Here is an 18963-nt window from a genome sequence, read left to right as displayed (position 1 = left end):
AGCTGCCGCCGGACCTGCAAATGGAGACACATATGTCTGGACACGGTTACGAAGCCGGCCGCCTGAACCTGCCCTTTGTCGGCATCGCCACCTTCAGCAAGAAACCCTATGTCGAGGATTGGGACAGCATAAACGCTGACGTCGCCATCCTTGGCGCGCCGTTTGATTCCGGCTGCCAGTTCCGCCCGGGCGCGCGTTTCGGCCCGCGCGCAGTGCGCGAGGCCTCGACGCTGTTCAGCTTCGGCCATGCCGGCGCTTACGACCACGAAGATGACGCCACCTATCTGGGCGAAGATGTGCGGATCGTCGATCTGGGCGATGCTGACATCATCCACACCAAGACTGAGGAAAGCCACGCCAATATCGAATACGGCGTGAAGAAGATCCTGGCGGCTGGCGCCTTGCCCGTCACGATCGGCGGCGATCATTCGATCAACATTCCCTGCATCAGCGCCTTTGCCGGAGACTGCGCCGGAAACGGCCCGATCCATGTGGTGCAGATCGACGCGCATCTGGATTTTGTTGACGTGCGGCACGGGGTTACGGACGGACACGGCAACCCGATGCGCCGGGCGATTGAAAAAGAATACGTCTCCGGTATGACCCAGCTGGGCATTCGCAATGTGTCCTCCACCGCCCGCGAAGGGTATAGCGACGCACGGGCGCGCGGCTCGGACATTCTGTCGGTGCGCCAGGTGCGCAAGCTGGGGACAAATGCGGTGCTGGCGCGCATCCCCGAAGGTGCCCGCTATTACGTCACCATTGACATCGACGCCTTCTGCCCGTCGATTGCGCCGGGCACCGGCACGCCGAGCCATGGCGGTTTCCAGTATTACGACGTTCTGGAAATCCTGCAGGGCCTCAGCAAACGCGGCGATGTTGCCGGTATCGACCTGGTGGAAGTGGCCCCAGCCTATGACCCTTCGGAAAGCACTCAGATTCTGGCCGCACAGCTGTTGTTGAACTTCATCGGCTTCATCTTCCACAACCGGCGCTAAGGTTGCAGGGCTGCTTCTTTCTGGTCGGAAATACCCCGGGGAGCGCGAGGGGCCGGCCCCTCGCTCCTGTCATTGCCGCAAGCGCCGCGGGGTCAGGGGGCCATCTTGCCCTCGGCAAAGGCCCGGGCGGCTGCGACCGCCTCCGGATCAGGCTCTGCCCCGGTGAACCCCAGCAGGTATCCTTCCAGCCGCGCGGTGCGGGCCTGCATCGGTTCGCGGACTTCCAGTGCGTGATAGCCGCATTGCATGAAATACAGGATCCGCGAGCGGGAATCGGCCTCATACGGTGTATACCCGTGGCGCATGAACATGGCGGTGACCGCCTCCAGCCGCAGCGCATCTGCCGCATCGATCCGGTTGCGCACCTTGCCGTCGCGCCGGGACCATTCCCGCACTGCAAAATCCAGACTGGCGTCAAACAGATCGGGATCGACAAAACAGCGGAAGAAATTGCAGACCGCCCAGGAAATATTGCCGGCCGGCAATTCGCAATGGGTCAGGATCGGATCGGTATTGCGCGCCTCCCAATCGTCCAGCAGCGCCTCCAGCAGGTGTTTGCGGCTTTTGAAGTACCAGTAGAAGCTGGAGCGCGAGACGCCGAGCCGCTCGCCGATGGCCAGCACCTTGACGCCTGCCACCCCGTCGCTGATCAGCAGGTCGCGGGCCACGTTCAGCCAGTCTTCCGGCGTGACCTTCACATGGCCGCTGAGGGGTTCCTTGTCCGGGTTGTCCCGGTGCAGCACCGGGGCGGCGCGTTTGGCCATGTCAGCTCTCCGGCGGGGCGCCGCCGTCTGCGGTGCGCTTTGCGATGAAGCTTTTCAAGGCCTCAACGCGGGTGTCGTCAGTCTTGGGCCGGTTATCATGGGCCAGGATGTCCTTCCAGACCCGGGTTGCGCGCTGGTTGGCGTCCAACGCCCCGCGCTCGGTCCAGGTGCCGAAATTGGCGTAGTCATGCACCACCGGCTCATAGAATTCGGTGCTGTAGCGGTCCATGGTCTGGGGCGCAGCAAAGAAATGGCCGCTTGGCTCCACCTGCTTGATTGCAGTGCCGTAGCCGATCTCGTCCGCACCTGCCTGGGCGCCGGCGCACAGCTCGGCAATCATGTTCAGCACTTCGGCGTCGGTGATCAGCTTTTCATAAGACACCGACAGCCCGCCCTCCAGCCAGCCAGCCGAGTGTATGATTACCGTGGCGCCAGCCATCAGGCAGCCCCAGAGGCCCATCTGGTTTTCATTTGCCGCCTGCACGTCATTGCTGTTTGAGGCCGACCCGGCCGCCGACCGCCACGGCAGACCAAGGAAGCGCGCCAGCTGGCCTGCCGCCAAGGAGGCCTGGAAATGCGACGGGGTGCCAAAGGCAGGCGCGCCGGATTTCATGTCCACGTTGGAAGTGAAAGTGCCGTAACAGACCGGTGCGCCGGGGTTGGTCAGCTGGGTCAGCGTCAGGGCGGCCAGCACCTCGGCATGGCTAAGGGTGATGGCGCCCGCAACGGTGATCGGTGCCATTGCCCCCATCAGCGTGAAGGGCGTGATGATCGACACTTGCCCGTGGCGTGCAAAGTCGATCAGCCCCTGCGCCATCGGAATGTCCAGCGTGCGCGGGCTGTTGGTGTTGATGATGGTGTAGCAGCGCGGCTCGGACCGGAACTCCGCATCCGACAACCCGCGAAAGTCGCGGATCATCTCAAAACAATCCATCACCTGCGGTGTCCCGCGTGAGAAGATGAAGGGGAACTTGTCGGTCCGGGTCATCTGCGCCTCGGTGGTGAAGTAATGGCGCAGATGCATCGGCACGTCCTGCGGCTCCACCTGGGGAGAGATCATGTGGAAGACGTCGAAATGATGGGTAAGCTGCAGGTATTCTAAATAATCCTGCGCTGATCCAGGGCGGCGTCCGCGCTCCAGATCGGTGGCATTGGGGGCGCCAGCGCCCGCCTGAAACACCAGGCTGCCCAGCTCCAGCGTGATATCCCGCTCACGGGCACCGGCCCGGCAGGTGATCGAACGGGGCGCGGTGGCCAGCGCCGCCTCGATGATGTCGCGGCCGATATAGACCATTTCGCTGGTTTCATCGACGCGGGCGCCGGCCTTGGCATAGATCCTGCGGGCCTCGGGCAGCAGCACCTTCATGCCCAGCTCTTCCAGCATTTTCAGCGCGGTTTCATGCATCTCCGCGATCTGATGCGCCGGGAACACCTCCATCAGCGGAAAGGGGTTTTTCAGCTGGCGGTAGTTCACCTTGCGCTGCGGAGCAGGGGCGGCGGCGGATTTACGGGTCCGGCGGCGTATGCGGGTAGTGCCGTTGGTCTCAAGAGTCATCGGGTCAGCCTCTCATCGCTGTGCCGGACGGGTCGTAGGGTGAGGGCGCAATCACCCGCGCGGCGCGTTCCTGGCCGACGATGTGCAGGGTCAATTCAGTGCCTTCTGCGGCTGCATCGCGGTTCACCATTGCCATTGCCAGCGATTTTCCGGTGCTGTGGCCATAGCCGCCCGAGGTGACAAAGCCGACGCGGGTGCCGCCCTGCCAGACGGGTTCGTAGCCGCTGGCGTCTGCGTCCGTCGCCTCGATTTCCAGCGTCACAACGACCTGCGCCGGGCCGCCTGCCTCGCGTTCCTTCAATGCCGCTTCGCGGCCGATGAAGTCCTTGTCCCAGTCGATCCAGCGGTCCATGCCGGTTTGCGCGGCGGTGTAGCCTTGGGTGAATTCGGCGCTCCAGATGCCAAAGCTTTTCTCCAGCCGCAGGCTCAGCAGCGCATTGAAGCCGACTTCGCGCAGCCCCAGATCCGCGCCAGCCTCCAGCAGGACCTCGCGCAGGGTGATGTGCTCGGCGGCGGAGCAATGAAGCTCATAGCCCAGCTCCCCCGCGACAGAGAGGCGGCCCGCCTTGAGGCGCAGCATGCCAATGTCGAAGGTGCCGCAACCCATGAACGGCAGGTCGGCGATGGGGGCATCTGTCAGCTTTTCCAGCACTTTGCGGCTGTTCGGGCCGGACAGGCTGAAGCCGGTAATGGCATCGGTCACGTCGCGCACCCCGACGTCTTCGCCCATGTGGTCCTGGAACCAGCGCATGTGCCATTCGCGCAGGTAGTAACTGCCCATGATCCACCAGCTGCCGTCACCCCAGTTGAACACCGTGAGGTCGCCCTTGAGGCGGCCTTTGGATGACAGCATCGGCGCCAGTTTGGCGCGGCCCGGCTTGGGCAGTTTTGACGCCATGATGCGGTTGAGCCAGGCCTCGGCGCCTGCACCCGAAACCTCGAACCGGGAGAAGGCGGAGATGTCCAAGAGGCCTACCGCCCCGCGCACCGCCTTGCATTCATCTGCCACGATTTCAAACGCGTTGGAGCGTTTCAGGGTCGGGGTTTCGGTGAAATCTTCTGACGGGGCGAAATAGAGCGGGATTTCCAGCCCGTAGCTGGCGCCCCAGCGGCAGCCTGCGGCGGTCATGTCCGAGTAGGCTGGGGCTTTCTTCAGAGGGCGGCCTGCGGGCAGCTGCTCGTTGGGGTAGGTCATGACAAAGCGGCGGGTGTAGAACTGGCCGGTGGTCTCCTTGATAAAGCGCTTGTTCTGGGCGTAGTCGCCGAAACGCGCCACATCCATGCCAAACACATCCGCCTCCGGCTCGCCATGGATCATCCACTCAGCCAGCGATTTGCCGACACCGCCGCCCTGCAGGAAGCCTGCCATCACGCCGCAGGCGCACCAGTAGCCGGGTTTGCCGCGCACCGAACCGACCAGCGGGTTGCCGTCAGGCGCAAAGGTGAAGGCACCGTTGACCCAGGTCTTGACGCCGGTATGCTGCAGGGCCGGGTAGCGCTCAAACCCCAGGGTCAGTTCGCGTTCGATCCGGTCGGGGTCTTCCTGCTGCAGCTCGAACCCGTATTCCCAGGGCGCGCCGTCCATCATCCAGTGCTGGTGGTCAATCTCGTAGATACCAAGAAGGATGCCCTTTTGGTCCTGACGCATATAGGTGAACCCTTCAAGGTCGACGGTCATCGGCACCTCAAAATCGAGCTGTTCCAGTTCGGGGATGGTATCGGAGATCAGATAGTGGTGGTTCAGCGGCGAGACCGGCAGCTCGACGCCCGCCATGCGGCCCACCTGTTTGGCCCAGAGACCGGCGGCGTTGACCACATGTTCGGCGTGAATGGTGCCCTTTTCTGTGACGATCTGCCAGCCATCGTCCACCTGATGCAGTTCCAGCACGCGATTGTTTTCAATGACTTCCGCACCACGTTTCTTGGCAGCACCCGCATAGGCATGCACGGTGCCGGTGGTATCCACATAGCCCTCGCGGTCGGCCCACATGCCGCCGAGGATGCCCTCGGTGGACATGATCGGGCACAGCTCACCCGCCTCCTGCGGGGTGATCAGGCGGCAATCGTCGATGCCGATGGATTGGAAAGTGCGATAGGCCGATTGCAGCCATTCCCAGCGGTCGGGCGTGCCTGCCAGGGTCATGCCGCCGGTCATATGCATGCCGACGGGCTGGCCGGATTCCTGTTCGATCTCGGACAGGAGGTCGATGGTGTACGCCTGCAACGAGGCGATGTTCGGGTCGGCGTTCAGCGCATGAAACCCGCCCGCGGCGTGCCAGCTGGACCCGGCGGTCAGCACCGAGCGTTCGATCAGGCAGACGTCGGTCCAGCCGAACTTGGCCAGGTGATAAAGGACGGAGGCGCCGACAACGCCGCCCCCGATGACAACGGCACGATAGTGCGACTTCATGGATTTGCTCCCTGTCTGCTGCCGCCGGGCCAGCGGGGCGTGCCGCCGAATCCACCCTTTGGACATTTCTGTCCAATTCATCGGCGATCCTGGACAGTCTTGTCCAGAAAAATCGTGCGCAGCGGGGTCAGGAGCGGGGCCGGGTCACAAATCCAGTTCGATTGTGCCGGACGCAGGGACGGCGCAGCAGATCAGGGTTTCATCTTCTGCAATCGCCGCCGCCGGTGCACGGCGGTAGGTCACCTTGCCTGCGCCGAGCCGGGTGCTGCAACTGCCGCAATTACCAGCGCGGCAGCTGAATTCGGGCGTCAGCCCATGGTTTTCGGCCAGTTCCAGCAGGGTGCCGTCAACAGGGGTCCATGGCTGTTCAAATCCGGATCTGGTGAAACGGACAATGGCAGTTTCCGCTTCTGGCACGGCTTCATGGACAGGCGGGGCATCTGCAGTGCGCACCAAGGCGGACGGCCCGAACGCCTCGGCGTGGATGTCCGTGTCATCAACCCCAAGACTGAGGAGGCTGTCATAGGCGGCTTGCATAAACCCGCCGGGACCGCAGAGATAGATATCAGCACCTTCCTGCGGCAGCAGTTGTTGCAGAATTTCGGCATTGACGCGGCCTGCCAGATCGAAATCCCGGCCCTTGGCTTCGCCCTTTGCAGGCGAGCTGATCAGCGAGAAATAGCGGATCTGCCCGCCAGAGGCCCGCTCCAATGCACGGAATTCGCTGGCGAACGCACGATCCGTCACTGTGCGGGCTGCGTGCAGGATGGTGAGCGGGCGCAGATGCCGGGTGCGCAGCCCCTCGCGGAGAACATGGCGGGCCATGGCGATCATCGGGGTGATGCCGACGCCGCCTGCGACCAGAAGTGCAGGACGCCGGTCTGAGGCATCCAGAAAGAACGCGCCCCGCGGGGCTTTGGCCTCAATCACCGAACCCGGTTGCAGGGTGTCATGCAGCAGGCGGGACACGGTACCGTTCTCCTCGCGTTTGACCGAGATACGATAGTGGTCTTCGCCTGGGGCTGAGGAGACCGTGTAAGTCCGCACCAGCGGCGTGTCTGCGCCGGGCGGCGCGGTGCGGAGGGTCAAGAACTGGCCGGCCTCAAACGGCAGCAGCGGGCCGCCGTCCTCCGGTTGCAGATAAAACGAGCGGATTGCGGCGCTTTCCTGTTCAACCCGTGCAATTTGAAACCGGCGCCAGGTGCTGCGCTGTGTTTCCAGGGATTTGCGGGCCTCAGCCTCGCTCCAGGTATCCGTCATCATTGTGTTTGGAGAAAACGCACCGCGTTCGGCGCGGAAAGGCAGAGCACCCTTTAGCCAGACGCCTTGGTGCAGGGTGAAGCGCCAGCCGCGCTCGGCGCCGTGAAAGGCGGTGACATCCGGGTGGTTTTCGTCCAGCAGCTCAACCGTGCCGGTCAGCAGCAGCAGGCTGCCGGTGGTAAAATCCGCAAACGCCAGCCCTGCGCGCGGGTTCAGCAGGAAATTTCCCAGCGTGTTGAAGTGGTTGTTGCCGGGGAAATCGGGGATGGTGAGGGTGTTGCCGTCAATGCGGACAAAACCGGGCCGCCCGCCCCGGTGCGTGACATCGACACCTTCACGTTCAGGGTGTTCCGCCGCAGGCACATGGCTGGCGGCAAAGAACATGTCGGCATCGGAAATCAGCGCGGTATGGGCGCTGCCGAACCTGTCAAATCGCTGCGGCTTGGCAGGGGTTTGCGCCTCTGCCGGCTTCAATTCCCGCAGTTGGATGTATTGCGGGCAATTGCCAAAGGACTGATCGACCCGCAGGGTAAACCCGTTGCGCGCGGCGGCAATGACCCGGCCGTTGACCCGGTTGCGGCGGCGGCTGTGCAGCTCGATCCCCAGCAGCCCCAAGGGAGCACCTTTGCGGATGGCGGCATGGACAGGATCCCCCGTGCCGCCGCTTAGCGAAACATGCAGATGCCGCGCATCCGGCGTTGCGGCAAAACCGGGCGGGCCGCACAGCAAGCTTGCCCAGGGCCAGCCCTGATGGTCCACCGCGCCAGCTGCCAGAAACGGAAGTTGCGCATAAAATTCCCGGTGCTGATCCGGCATAAAGGGGCGGATCACCCTGCGGGCGAAGGCTTCCATTGCGTCGCGCTTGCCTGCGCGGCGCTGCATTTCCTGCTCGCCCTCGTGAAAGGGAGAGGGGCTGTCTGCGTCAAAGGGAGTCATGGAAACCTCCTGTTTGCTGAAAGAAAAGGGCGGCAGCCGCCACAGGAGCCGCCGCGCAAAGGGTCAGGCCGCCAGGCCAACCTTGGTGGCGGGCATCGGCTTGAAACCTTTCAGACCTTCGATGCGGGCCAGATGGGCGCGCACATTCGGGTAGGGCTCCAGCGAGATACCGCCCTCTGGCGCGTGGGCCATGTAGGAATAGACCGCCACGTCAGCGATTGTGGGGGCGTCGCCGGCCAGGAAGCTGCGGCCCTCCATATGGGCATCGATCTTGCTCAGCACACGGGCGGCGACGGTGGCGCAGAACTCCGCGTCCAGGGCTGCGTTAAAGACGGTGATCAGCCGCGCTGCAGCGGGTCCAAAGGCAATTTCGCCCGCGGCCAAGGTCAGGAACTTCTGCACTTCCGCTTCCAGAACCGGATCGGACGGCAGCCAGGACGGCGCGTATTTGCGGGCGAGATAGACCAGAATGGCGTTGGAATCGGTGATCACGGTTTCGCCGTCCTCGACCACCGGCACCTGGCCGGCGGGGTTCAGCGCCAGAAAGGCGGGCTGTTTGTGTTCACCGGCTGCGAGATCAACATTGATCACCTCATGGGCGATGCCGGCGAGGCTGGCGAACAGCTCCACCCGGTGGGCGTGGCCGGAGAGGGGGAAGCTGTGAATGCGGATGGAATGCGGCATATTTGGGGTCCTTTTCTGTGGCATGTGCCATGAGGTGTTGAAGACACAGGCAAGATAGCGGCCGCACGTATGGGCGATAATATTCTATTTTGGCGATTGATTGTGTATGCAGGGTTCATAAAGGGCCGCACTGGGGGAGACGTGATGGACAAATTGGACTGCATGCGCACTTTTGCTGCCGTAGCGGCGCAAAGCTCTTTTACTGATGGCGCGCGGCAAATCGGGATCAGCACCAAACTGGCCAGCAAATACGTGGCCCGGCTGGAGGAACAGCTGGGTGCGCAGCTGCTGAACCGCACCACCCGCAAGGTGACGCTGACCGACACGGGCCGCGCCTATCTGGAGCGCTGCCTGCCGCTGCTGGATCAATTCGACGAGCTGGAGGATGTGGTGCAGCTGCGCCAGCAGGAGCTGGCAGGCCCGGTCCGGATCACCGCCCCCACCGGCTTTGGCAGCCGCGAGCTGGTCGAAGCCCTGCAGCCGTTCCAGCAAAGGCACCCCAAAGTGGCGGTTGAGCTGGTGCTGTCGGACCGCCACTTGCCCATCTTGGAGGAGGGCGTGGACCTGGCGGTCCGTTTTGGAACACTCAAGGATTCGACGCTGGTGGCCCGAAAACTCTGCGCCATGCGGCTGGTGGTGGTGGCATCGCCGGCCTATCTGGCGGCACAGGGCACCCCCGCCGAACCCGAAACACTGGCCACCCACAACTGCCTGCTGCAGATGACCTCGCCGCAGCCGGATGCCTGGACCTTTGGCCGCAAGGACCGGCGGCGTACCATAATTGTCGGCGGCAGCTTTCGCGCCAATTCACCGCGTGCCGTGGCCCATATGGCTGCCAGCGGCCTGGGGATTGCCCGTTGCCCGCACTATACAGCGCTGCCGTTTCTGCAGGACGGCAGGCTGCAAGTGCTTTTTGAACAACAGGAAACCGATCCGATCACACTCTATGCGGTTTACCCGTCCAGCCGCCATCTGACGGCGCGGATCCGGGCCTTGATCGACCACTTGGCGGCCTGCTTTGGACCGGGCTGACCCAGGCGCACAGCACGGCCTTGCCGGCCTTCTTCATCTTTCTGCAAATACTCCGGGGAGCGCGAGGGGCTGGCCCCTCGCAGCCCGGGTCCGGTTTTCGAAACGGTTCCGGACCGGCAGGACAACAATATTGTCCTATATATTTTATACTTGAAATAAATGTTCAAGCCTGCGTAGGCTCGTATCAAGGGCTGGCGAAAGATCAGCCGGAGAGATGCAGGCTGCAGCGGGTCTTGGCTTCTGCCGGGGCGGCGTTAAAGTCGCAAGCATTTGATCCAAAACCCTGGCTTCGGTCCAGGGCATGTTCTGGGAGGAAAGACGTAATGAAGACCATTCGGATGCTCGCCATGGCAGCGGCAGTCCCGGCGCTGGCGGCTGCGGCCCAGGCTGACACCAAGATTGGCATGATCACCACATTGTCCGGCGGCGGCGCCGGGCTGGGTGTGGACGTGCGCGACGGCTTTATGCTGGCAATCGAACAGGACGGCCGCGACGGTGTCGAGGTGGTGATCGAGGATGATCAGCGCAAACCCGATGCCGCGGTGCAGATCGCAGACCGGATGATCCAGTCCGAAAAGGTGGATATCCTGACCGGCATCATCTGGTCCAACCTGGCGATGGCGGTGGTGCCCGCTGCCACTGCGCAGGGCGTGTTCTACCTGTCACCGAACGCAGGCCCTTCGGCGCTGGCGGGCAAGCGCTGCCATCCGAATTATTTCAACGTCGCCTGGCAGAACGACAACCTGCACGAGGCCGCGGGTGCCTATGCCAATGAGTCAGGTCTGAAAAACAGCTTCATCCTGGCGCCGAACTACCCGGCGGGCAAGGACGCGCTGACCGGCTACAAACGGATGTACGGCGGTGAACTGGCGGGTGAGATCTACACCAAGCTGGGCCAGACCGATTACGCCGCCGAGATCGCACAGATCCGCGCCTCCGGTGCTGACTCGGTCTATTTCTTCCTGCCCGGCGGCATGGGGATTTCCTTTCTGAAACAATACGCTGGCAGCGGCGTGGACCTGCCGGTGGTCGGACCTGCGTTCTCGTTTGATCAGGGCATTCTGCAGGCGGTGGGTGATGCCGCGCTGGGGGTGAAGAACACCTCACAGTGGAACAAGGACATCGACAACGCGGCCAATGCCGGTTTTGTCGCGTCTTTCCAGGAAAAATACGGCCGTCTGCCGTCGCTTTATGCCAGCCAGGGCTTTGACACCGCCAACCTGATCCTGAGCGCGCTGGACAAGGCGGAGCCTGGCGACCAGGATGCCTTCCGCGCGGCGCTGAAGGCAGCGGAGTTCGCATCGGTCCGCGGTGATTTCAAATTCGGCGGCAACCATCACCCGATCCAGGACATCTATGTCCGCGAAGTGATCAAGGAAGGTGACGTCTTTACCAACAAGATCATCGCCACCGGGCTGAGCGACCACGCCGACGCTTACGCCGGCGAGTGCAAGATGTAAGACAAACCGTCAAGCGGAGGCGCCACAGCGCCTCCGCCGCGGCAAACTACCCCTTCGGAAATTCAAATGACCTATATTCTAGTTCTGGAGCAGATCCTGAACGGGCTGCAGTTCGGCGTCATGCTGTTTCTGATGGCAGCCGGGCTGACGCTGGTATTCGGGGTGATGGGGCTGATCAATCTGGCCCATGGTTCGCTTTATATGGTGGGCGCTTTTGCGGCCGCCGCCGTTGCCGGCTGGAGCGGATCGTTCCTGCTGGCGCTGATCGCAAGCCTTGCCGCTGCCGCCGCAGCCGGGGCGCTGATGGAGCTGGTGGTGATCCGCCGCCTGTACCGGCGCGACCATCTGGACCAGGTGCTGGCGACATTCGCGCTGATCCTGATCTTTTCCGAAGGCACCCGCTGGCTGTTCGGATCTTTCCCGCTGTTTCTGGATGTGCCGCCTTATCTGTCGGGACCGGTTACCCTGCCGGGCGGCATTGAATACCCGCTGTACCGGTTGGCGATCATCCTGATCGGGCTGGCCATCGCCGCGGGCCTGTTCCTGCTGATCGCCCGCACGCGGATAGGCATCCAAATTCGCGCAGGCGAGGCCGACCGCGAGATGATTGCCGCCCTTGGCGTCGATATCTCCAAACTCTACACACTGGTGTTTGCCCTTGGCGCCGCCTTGGCCGGTCTGGCCGGCGCGCTGGTGGGCGCGATCCAATCGGTGCAGGTCGGCATGGGCGAGCCAGTGCTGATCCTGGCCTTTGTGGTGATCGTCATCGGCGGCATCGGCTCGATCAAGGGCGCATTGGCCGGCGCGTTGCTGGTGGGGATGACCGACACTTTGGGCGGGGTGTTCCTGCCGCGGCTTTTCGCCCTGTTCATGGAGCCTGCCAGTGCAGCCTCGGCGGGTGCATCGCTGGCGTCGATGCTGATCTACATTCTGATGGCGGGGGTTTTGCTGGTGCGCCCCTCGGGCCTGTATGGAGGGAGCGCATGATGCTGACCCGTGAAACCCTGCTGAACTGGGTGATGATTGCCGCGCTCTTGATCGTGCCGCTGGCGGCCTGGAGCCTGGATGAGCCGTTCATCATCACCCTGGCGACCAAGGCGGCGATCCTGGCGCTGGCCGGGGTGGGGCTGAACATTGCGCTGGGGCAGGGCGGGCTGATCAGCCTGGGCCATGCGGCGTTTTTCGGCATCGGCGGCTATGCCATGGGCATCCTGGCGGCCCATGCCCAGAACTATGAGCCGCTGTTTGAATGGCCGTTTATGTTTGAGGGCAGCAACCAGATGCCGCTGATCTGGCTGGTGGCGGTTGCCGCCAGTGCCCTGGCCGCGCTGGTGATCGGGGCGCTGTCTTTGCGCACGTCGGGTGTCTATTTCATCATGATCACCTTGGCGTTCGGCCAGATGCTGTATTACTTCGCGATCAGCTGGAGCGCCTATGGCGGTGAAGACGGGCTGTCGATCTGGGTCCGCAATGACTTCCCGGGCCTGAACACCCTGGACCCGATCCAGTTTTTTGCCATTGCCTATGTGATCCTGTGCGGCGTACTGTTTTTCACCGCCCGGCTGGCGCGCTCGCCCTTCGGGCTGGCTCTGTCCGCCGCGCGCCAGAACGAGGAGCGGGTCGAGGCAGTGGGCCTGACCCCGTTTACCCTGCGGCTGACCGCCTTTGTGATTTCCGGTGCCATCACCGGGCTGGCGGGGGCGCTGTTTGCTGACCTCAACCGCTTTGTCAGCCCCACCATGCTCAGCTGGCACACCAGCGGCGAGATCATGATCTTTGTTATCCTTGGGGGTGTTGGGCGGCTGTATGGGCCGGTCGCCGGTGCCGCGCTCTATATCCTCTTGGAGCATCTTCTGGGCGGGATCAGCGATTACTGGCAGATCTTCCTTGGGATCCTGCTGCTGCTGATCGTTCTGTTTGCCCGCGGCGGGCTGATCGGGGCGCTGGCCGGACGGGAGAAGGCGCATGGTTGAAACGGTTCTGAAAACCAAGGGCCTGAACAAAAGCTTTGGCGCATTGCAGGCGAGCCGAGATGTGTCGCTGGACCTGCGGGCGGGCGAAATCCACGCGCTGATTGGCCCCAATGGCGCGGGGAAATCGACCCTGATCAAACAGATTGCCGGTAATCTGGCACCTGACAGCGGCACGGTGGAGCTGCTGGGGCGGGATGTGACTGCGCTGAATACCGTTGCGCGGGCGCGGATGGGGCTGGGGCGGACGTTTCAGATCTCGGCGCTGGCGATGGACTACACCGTTTTGCAAAACGCGGTGCTGGGCGCGCTCGGCGGGCGGGGCGGCCCGTTCCGGTTCTTCCGCAACGTGATGAAGGACCCGGAGCTGCTGGAGCAGGCAGGCGGCGCGCTGGAGCGGGTCGGGCTGGCACAGGATGCGCATCGCCGCACTGCTGACCTGTCCCACGGCCAGCGCCGCCAGTTGGAGGTCGCCGTGGCGCTGACGCTGCAGCCAAGATTGTTCCTGATGGATGAGCCGATGGCCGGGCTTGGGTCCGCAGGCTCCAAGGCGTTGACCGGCTTCCTTGACGGCTTACGTCAGGAGGCGCCGATCCTTTTGGTGGAGCACGACATGGACGCGGTTTTTGCCTTGGCCGACCGGATCAGCGTGCTGGTTTACGGCCAGATCATCGCAACCGGCACCGCCGATGACATCCGCGCCAATGCCGATGTGCGCCGTGCCTATCTGGGAGAGGAGGACGCCGCATGAGCCTGCTGTCTTTACAAGGGGTTGAAGCCGCATACGGCCCGGCGCAGGCGCTGTTCGGGGTCGATCTGGAACTCGCCGAGGGCGAAGTGGTGGCGTTGATGGGCCGCAACGGCATGGGTAAATCCACCACCATCAAGACCATCTGCGGCATGCTCGCAGCCACCAAGGGAGAGCTGCGGTTTGACGGCCACGACCTGCGCCGGCTGCCCTCCTACAAGATTGCCCGGCTGGGTATCGGGCTGGTGCCCGAAGGGCGGCGCTGCTTTGCGCCGCTGACGGTTGAGGAAAACCTAACGGCTGCAGCACGCCCTGGCCCGTGGGATTTCAAGAAAGCAGCAGAGCTGTTTCCGCGGCTGGAGGAACGGCGAAACCAGAAAGCCGGGTCTTTGTCCGGCGGCGAACAGCAGATGCTGACCATAAGCCGCGCCTTGATGACCAACCCGCGCCTGCTGATCCTGGACGAGGCGACCGAGGGCCTGGCGCCTGTGGTCCGGCAGGAGATCTGGGCCGCGATTGGCCGCCTCAAGCGTGAGGCGGGGCTTGCGATTCTGGTGGTGGACAAGTCGCTGAAGGAGCTGTCGGCTATTGCTGACCGTGCGGTTATCCTGAACAAGGGCAGCAAAGCTTGGGGCGGTGGCATCGGCGAACTGCCGGCAGAAGTGGCGGACCGGTTTCTAGGCGTTTAGATTGTAAACCCCAGTCAGAAATGCCATCGGCTGCGCAAAGCAGAAGTGTCTCCAGCCACCTACGGGGAGCAAGGTTTATCAGCCCGCAGACTTCAAAATCCGAAGGGCTGAAAAGCCTTGCGGAGAAGTTGGAGGAACGGCCTGTTGAGCCCATGTGTGACATTGCTGTTTGTCGGATCACCCTAATGGTGAGACTGCGGTTCCAACAAAATCAGCCACTTAGGTCTTTGAATTTCTGAGACTCGTAAACTCTCCAGTTTTCAACCCATGAGTCGAGAACCTGCCGTTCGTCCAACGTGCGGCGAAGGTGTCAAAAGAGCCCAAGTCGGTCAATGTTGCAGTACGCTTGAATAAGTGTGAACGGCGCAAAACAGACATTCACAGGAAGGATGACACCTCCCACAGGTTCTCGGCAGCAGTCTTACCGGTGCTCATATTCGCCAACTTAGGAACGAGATCACCTGTGCAAAAGTTCAGCTCCAATCCTGCACCGGTTACTGATTGTACATGATCCAAAAATCTTTTCAGTTCTTCGAGCGCGGGCCTGCCGATACATATTGCCATTACAAATAAGGCATAACTTGGCTTGGACTTTGTTTCACCCCAGGCGTGCCAACGACAATGGGAAGTAAGCGTTCATGATTCCAGAAGCCCTTCCGGCTCTGATCGCGGCGTTTGCCTCCCGCCAACCCGGGAGGAAATCATGAAACTTTACAAGTCTGGCTGTGACATACTGCCCGCAACCCTCGAAGACTCTGCTCACAATGCGAAGCGTCGGAATGACGAAGTCAGCCGGCGTGAATTTCTTGCCATGGCGACAACGTTCGGGGCCACTACCGCAACAGCCTACACCATGCTGGGCATGAATGCCCCGGCTTTCGCGTCAGAAACACCAAAGACCGGCGGAACGCTGCGGATCGGGATGGTTGTTCGGGAAGGCAAGGATCCGCGGTCTTATGATGACAGCCCGCAAGCCAACATCAGCCGGGGCTGGCTTGAGTATCTGGTGCGCTACACTCATCAGTTCACCTTTGAGCCGATGCTTCTGGAAAGCTGGGAAATCAGCGAAGATGCAAAGACCTACATTCTGAATGTGCGCCCCGGGGTGACCTGGCACAACGGCGATCCACTTACCGCGGAGCATGTCGCATACAATATTGAACGGTGGTGCGATAAGGGGGCCGAAGGCAATTCCATGGCGGGCCGGTTCGGGACATTGATTGATCCCGATACCTCAAAGGCGGCTGAGGGAACCATCGAAGTGGTTGACACCTCGACCGTGCGGCTGAACCTGCCGAACCCGGATATTACACTGATCGCCGGCATGGCGGACTATCCCGCAGCCATCGTGCATCCAGACGCCGGCAGTGCAGATCCTTTCAAGGCGCCACTGGGGACAGGTCCCTACACCCTGGAAAGCCATGAAGTCGGCGTTAAAGCCGTTTTGGTCCGCAAAGACGGCCACACGTGGTGGAACGAGGGCCAGGGGGCCTATTTGGACAGGATCGAATACCTGGACGTGGGAACCGACCCGACCACCATCCTGTCTTCCTATGAAGCGGAAGAAATCGACGCCAACTACGAATCCAGCGGTGATTTTGTTGCGGTGCTGACCGGGCTGGGCCTGCAGCAAAACGAAGCCGTGACGGCCGCGACCATTGTTATCCGCCCCAATCAGGACGCCACAGTGAATGGCAAAAAACCCTATGCAGACGCACGTGTCCGTCGCGCCCTGTCAATGGCGGTCGACAACTCAGTATTGCTCGAGTTGGGGGTCAACGGGTTGGGAATACCGGCGCAGAACCATCATGTCTGTCCGATTCATCCCGAGTATGCGGAAGTGGACCGGATACCTCACGATCCTGCCGGGGCCATAGAGCTTCTCAAGGAAGTCGGAATGGAAGACTTTGAGCACGAGCTGATTTCGATCGACGATGACTGGCGCCGTAACACAACCGACGCCATGGCTGCGCAATTGCGAGAAGCCGGGATCAAGGTGAAGCGAACAGTAGTTCCTGGAGCATCTTTCTGGAATGACTGGGCGAAATTTCCCTTCAGCTCGACCAATTGGAACATGCGCCCGCTCGGCGTGCAAATTCTGGCCCTGACCTACCGGTCCGGAGAAAACTGGAACGAAACCGGGTTCAACAATCCTGAGTTCGACCGTTTGCTGGCAGATGCACTGGCAACCCCTGATGCGGACAAACGCAGGGAAATCATGGCCAAACTGCAGAGGATCTTGCTCGACGAAGGTGTGGTGACGCAGCCCTATTGGCGCTCCCTTTACAATCACAGCCGCCCAAATGTGAAAGGGATGGGCATGCACCCGACCTTTGAAATCCACATGGATAAGATCTGGTTGGACGCATAGGAGGCGCACATGTCGGCCACTGAAAAGCACGTGGAAGCTGGCACAAGCAAGGAATGGAACTGGCATCCCGACTTGCCTGTCGCAGTAACACCGCTTTTCTCGTGGCCGCCAAGGCCCATGGCCACGCTCCGGTGGTTTGCGACCAACTGGTTGCCGATCACCGAATACCTGATCTACGCCCTGATGGCCTGGGCCATCTGGGCGTGGCTGGTGCCACCCTTGGAGCAGATGCAGCGCTTGAGCTGGGGATGGGTATTGCAGCTTTGGGCGCGCAACCTGATCCTGATTACGATTTTTGCCCAAGGGCTGCACCTGTGGCTTTACGGATGGAAGAAGCAAGGCGACGACTACAAGTTCGACCGGCGCGGACCAGCCAGGAATGCACGCATCTTCCTGTGGAACGATCAGTATTGGGACAATGTCACCTATGCGCTCCTATCTGGTGTGACCGTCTGGACGTTCTATGATGCCATCGTTTGGATGGCTTACGCTAATGGCTGGGCACCGATAATTACGGCCCGGAGCAATCCGCTCTGTTTCTTTGCCCTGTTCCTGTTGTTGCCTGTTGTACAATCCTTCCATTTCTACTGGCTGCACCGCGCACTGCACATCCCATGGATCTATAAACGCGTGCATTCGGTGCATCATCGCAGTGTTTCAGTCGCACCGTGGTCTGGCTTTTCCATGCATCCGATCGAGCATGTCGGCTACATGAGCCTGTTGCTGATCTTCCTGGTTGTGCCCGCGCATCCGATCCACTTCCTCTTCATCGGATTCTCGTTGGCGCTTGCTTCAGCCACGTCGCATGCCGGGTTTGAAAACTTGGTGCTGGGAGACAAGGCCCACCTGAAGATCGGGTCGTTCCACCACCAACTGCATCACCGGTATTTCGAATGCAATTATGGCGGCCCGGAAATGCCCTGGGATAACTGGTTCGGCAGCTTTCACGATGGCAGCCCGGAGGCAACGGAACGTGTGCGCGAAACCAAAAAACGCATGCACGCGAGATGAGTGGCATGGTGACACCCCAGGGCGGTCAGCGTTGATCTGGAACGCTGACCGGTGGTTCCTGAATGACGACGCCTAAACGTCGGCTGGAATGCGTCTCATCGTCGGGTCAGCTTCGATTTCTTCTTCAAGCCACCTGGTGAACAAAGCCAGTTTCGGGTTCGCTGCACGGTTTCTTGGCGTTGCAAGGTACCATTGGCTCGGCTCCGGAACAGAGAGGGCGAACGGCTGTACCAAGCGGCCCCTCTCAAGGTCACGGGAGCAGAACGGTGCTCTTGCCATTCCAATTCCATGGTTTTTCAGGACTGCCTCACGAACCAGCGGATAATTGTCAAAAACGGATCCGAATTTCATGTCGTCGCGGCTGAGGCCTGCCGCCTCCAGCCAGCAAGTCCAGTCATCAACATCTGACGGCGTGGTCGGGACACCCAGCAGCAAGAATCTCTCCAATTCATCAAGTGTCATGCCCATGTCCGGATCACCCAAAGCCTCGGGAGCGCACACCGGGTAAATGTCGGTTTCAAACAACGGGCTGTAGTTAAATCTCTTGTCAAAAGGCGGGGCATTGAAGATGCCCGCGTCAAATCTGTGCGCATCATAGTCACCGTCTTCAAAGGTTGAGATTATGCGCACGCGGGTGTTCGGATTGTCCTGAAGGAAATCGGCAAGCCTGGGCTGCAGCCACATTGTATTGAAACTCGCATAAGACTGAACGAGCAGCACATCGGGCTCGTCCGGCGCCTGTATGCGCCGGGTGGCCTTGATTATCCCCTGAATGTGTTCACGGATTGGCGGATAATACTGTTCGCCGGCTGGCGTCAGTTCGACGGACCGGCTTGTGCGTTCAAGCAGTTGAACCCCGATTGAATTCTCCAGTGCCTTGATCTGATGGCTGACGGCCGCGTGCGTCACGCAGATTTCGTCAGCGGCCTTGCGAAAGCTCTTGTGACGCGCCACGGCTTCAAAGGCGCGCAGAGAAACCAATGTTGGCATATGGGTCGTCACCGGCGGGCCTCCTTGATGAATGCAGCCTGTCATCCTTTAGCTTGCCTAACTGGCGGCAAAAATTACGGCGGCG

At 61.5% G+C, this 18963-nt stretch carries 15 protein-coding genes; 9 read left to right on the top strand and 6 right to left on the bottom strand.

Annotated features, from left to right (window positions below; genetic code table 11):
- Nucleotides 1-32 precede the first annotated feature (32 nt).
- Nucleotides 33-998 (top strand): agmatinase, encoded by a 966-nt coding sequence (gene speB / locus K3724_RS21835; RefSeq protein WP_259992804.1) that lies wholly within the window; start codon nt 33-35, stop codon nt 996-998.
- A gap of 92 nt (nt 999-1090) precedes the next feature.
- Here the strand turns inward: speB and K3724_RS21830 are convergent, their stop codons facing one another.
- The 5 genes from K3724_RS21830 to K3724_RS21810 form a co-directional block, all read right to left on the bottom strand.
- Nucleotides 1091-1762 carry a TetR/AcrR family transcriptional regulator gene (locus K3724_RS21830; RefSeq protein WP_259992803.1) on the bottom strand — a complete coding sequence of 224 codons (672 nt, stop codon included), beginning with the start codon at nt 1760-1762 and terminating at the stop codon, nt 1091-1093.
- Between the two features lies 1 nt (nt 1763).
- Nucleotides 1764-3317, bottom strand: a complete 1554-nt coding sequence (locus K3724_RS21825) for a trimethylamine methyltransferase family protein (RefSeq protein WP_259992802.1) — start codon at nt 3315-3317, stop codon at nt 1764-1766.
- 4 nt (nt 3318-3321) lie between these two features.
- Entirely contained in the window at nt 3322-5727 is a 2406-nt protein-coding gene (locus tag K3724_RS21820; protein ID WP_259992801.1) for an FAD-dependent oxidoreductase, read from the bottom strand.
- Between the two features lie 144 nt (nt 5728-5871).
- A complete protein-coding gene (locus tag K3724_RS21815) occupies nt 5872-7923 on the bottom strand; it encodes a pyridoxamine 5'-phosphate oxidase family protein (RefSeq protein WP_259992800.1) in 2052 nt (683 codons plus the stop codon).
- A 63-nt stretch (nt 7924-7986) separates the two neighbouring features.
- Nucleotides 7987-8607: a glutathione S-transferase family protein gene (locus K3724_RS21810; RefSeq protein WP_259992798.1), complete on the bottom strand. Its 621-nt coding sequence runs from the start codon at nt 8605-8607 to the stop codon at nt 7987-7989.
- 144 nt (nt 8608-8751) lie between these two features.
- On the opposite strand from K3724_RS21810, the gene K3724_RS21805 reads away from it, so the two are divergent.
- The 8 genes from K3724_RS21805 (at nt 8752) to K3724_RS21770 (ending at nt 17888) form a co-directional block, all read left to right on the top strand.
- On the top strand, nt 8752-9639 hold the full coding sequence (locus K3724_RS21805) for a LysR family transcriptional regulator (protein ID WP_259992796.1): 888 nt from the start codon (nt 8752-8754) through the stop codon (nt 9637-9639).
- A 323-nt stretch (nt 9640-9962) separates the two neighbouring features.
- Nucleotides 9963-11099, top strand: a complete 1137-nt coding sequence (locus tag K3724_RS21800; RefSeq protein ID WP_259992794.1) for an ABC transporter substrate-binding protein — start codon at nt 9963-9965, stop codon at nt 11097-11099.
- A gap of 66 nt (nt 11100-11165) precedes the next feature.
- Entirely contained in the window at nt 11166-12086 is a 921-nt protein-coding gene (locus K3724_RS21795) for a branched-chain amino acid ABC transporter permease (RefSeq protein WP_259992793.1), read from the top strand.
- On the top strand, nt 12083-13072 hold the full coding sequence (locus tag K3724_RS21790) for a branched-chain amino acid ABC transporter permease (protein WP_409201427.1): 990 nt from the start codon (nt 12083-12085) through the stop codon (nt 13070-13072). Before K3724_RS21795 ends, K3724_RS21790 begins: the two co-directional genes overlap by 4 nt.
- Complete coding sequence (locus K3724_RS21785; protein WP_259992791.1) at nt 13065-13820, top strand: ABC transporter ATP-binding protein; 756 nt, start codon at nt 13065-13067, stop codon at nt 13818-13820. Before K3724_RS21790 ends, K3724_RS21785 begins: the two co-directional genes overlap by 8 nt.
- A complete protein-coding gene (locus K3724_RS21780) occupies nt 13817-14506 on the top strand; it encodes an ABC transporter ATP-binding protein (protein ID WP_259992788.1) in 690 nt (229 codons plus the stop codon). The genes K3724_RS21785 and K3724_RS21780 overlap by 4 nt, the downstream gene beginning before the upstream one ends.
- Nucleotides 14507-15209: 703 nt before the next feature.
- A complete protein-coding gene (locus K3724_RS21775) occupies nt 15210-16877 on the top strand; it encodes an ABC transporter substrate-binding protein (protein ID WP_259992787.1) in 1668 nt (555 codons plus the stop codon).
- Nucleotides 16878-16886: 9 nt separating this feature from the next.
- The gene (locus tag K3724_RS21770; protein ID WP_259992786.1) at nt 16887-17888 is read left to right on the top strand and encodes a sterol desaturase family protein; all 1002 of its coding nucleotides are present in this window, start codon (nt 16887-16889) and stop codon (nt 17886-17888) included.
- 72 nt (nt 17889-17960) lie between these two features.
- On the opposite strand, the gene K3724_RS21765 is transcribed toward K3724_RS21770, so the two are convergent.
- Complete coding sequence (locus tag K3724_RS21765) at nt 17961-18890, bottom strand: LysR substrate-binding domain-containing protein (RefSeq protein WP_259992785.1); 930 nt, start codon at nt 18888-18890, stop codon at nt 17961-17963.
- Nucleotides 18891-18963 lie beyond the last annotated feature (73 nt).

Origin of the sequence: Leisingera sp. M658 (assembly GCF_025144145.1) — a bacterium.
Lineage (GTDB): Bacteria > Pseudomonadota > Alphaproteobacteria > Rhodobacterales > Rhodobacteraceae > Leisingera.
The sequence above is the reverse complement of the archived record's forward strand: the minus strand, read 5'-3'. Positions and strand labels throughout refer to the sequence as shown.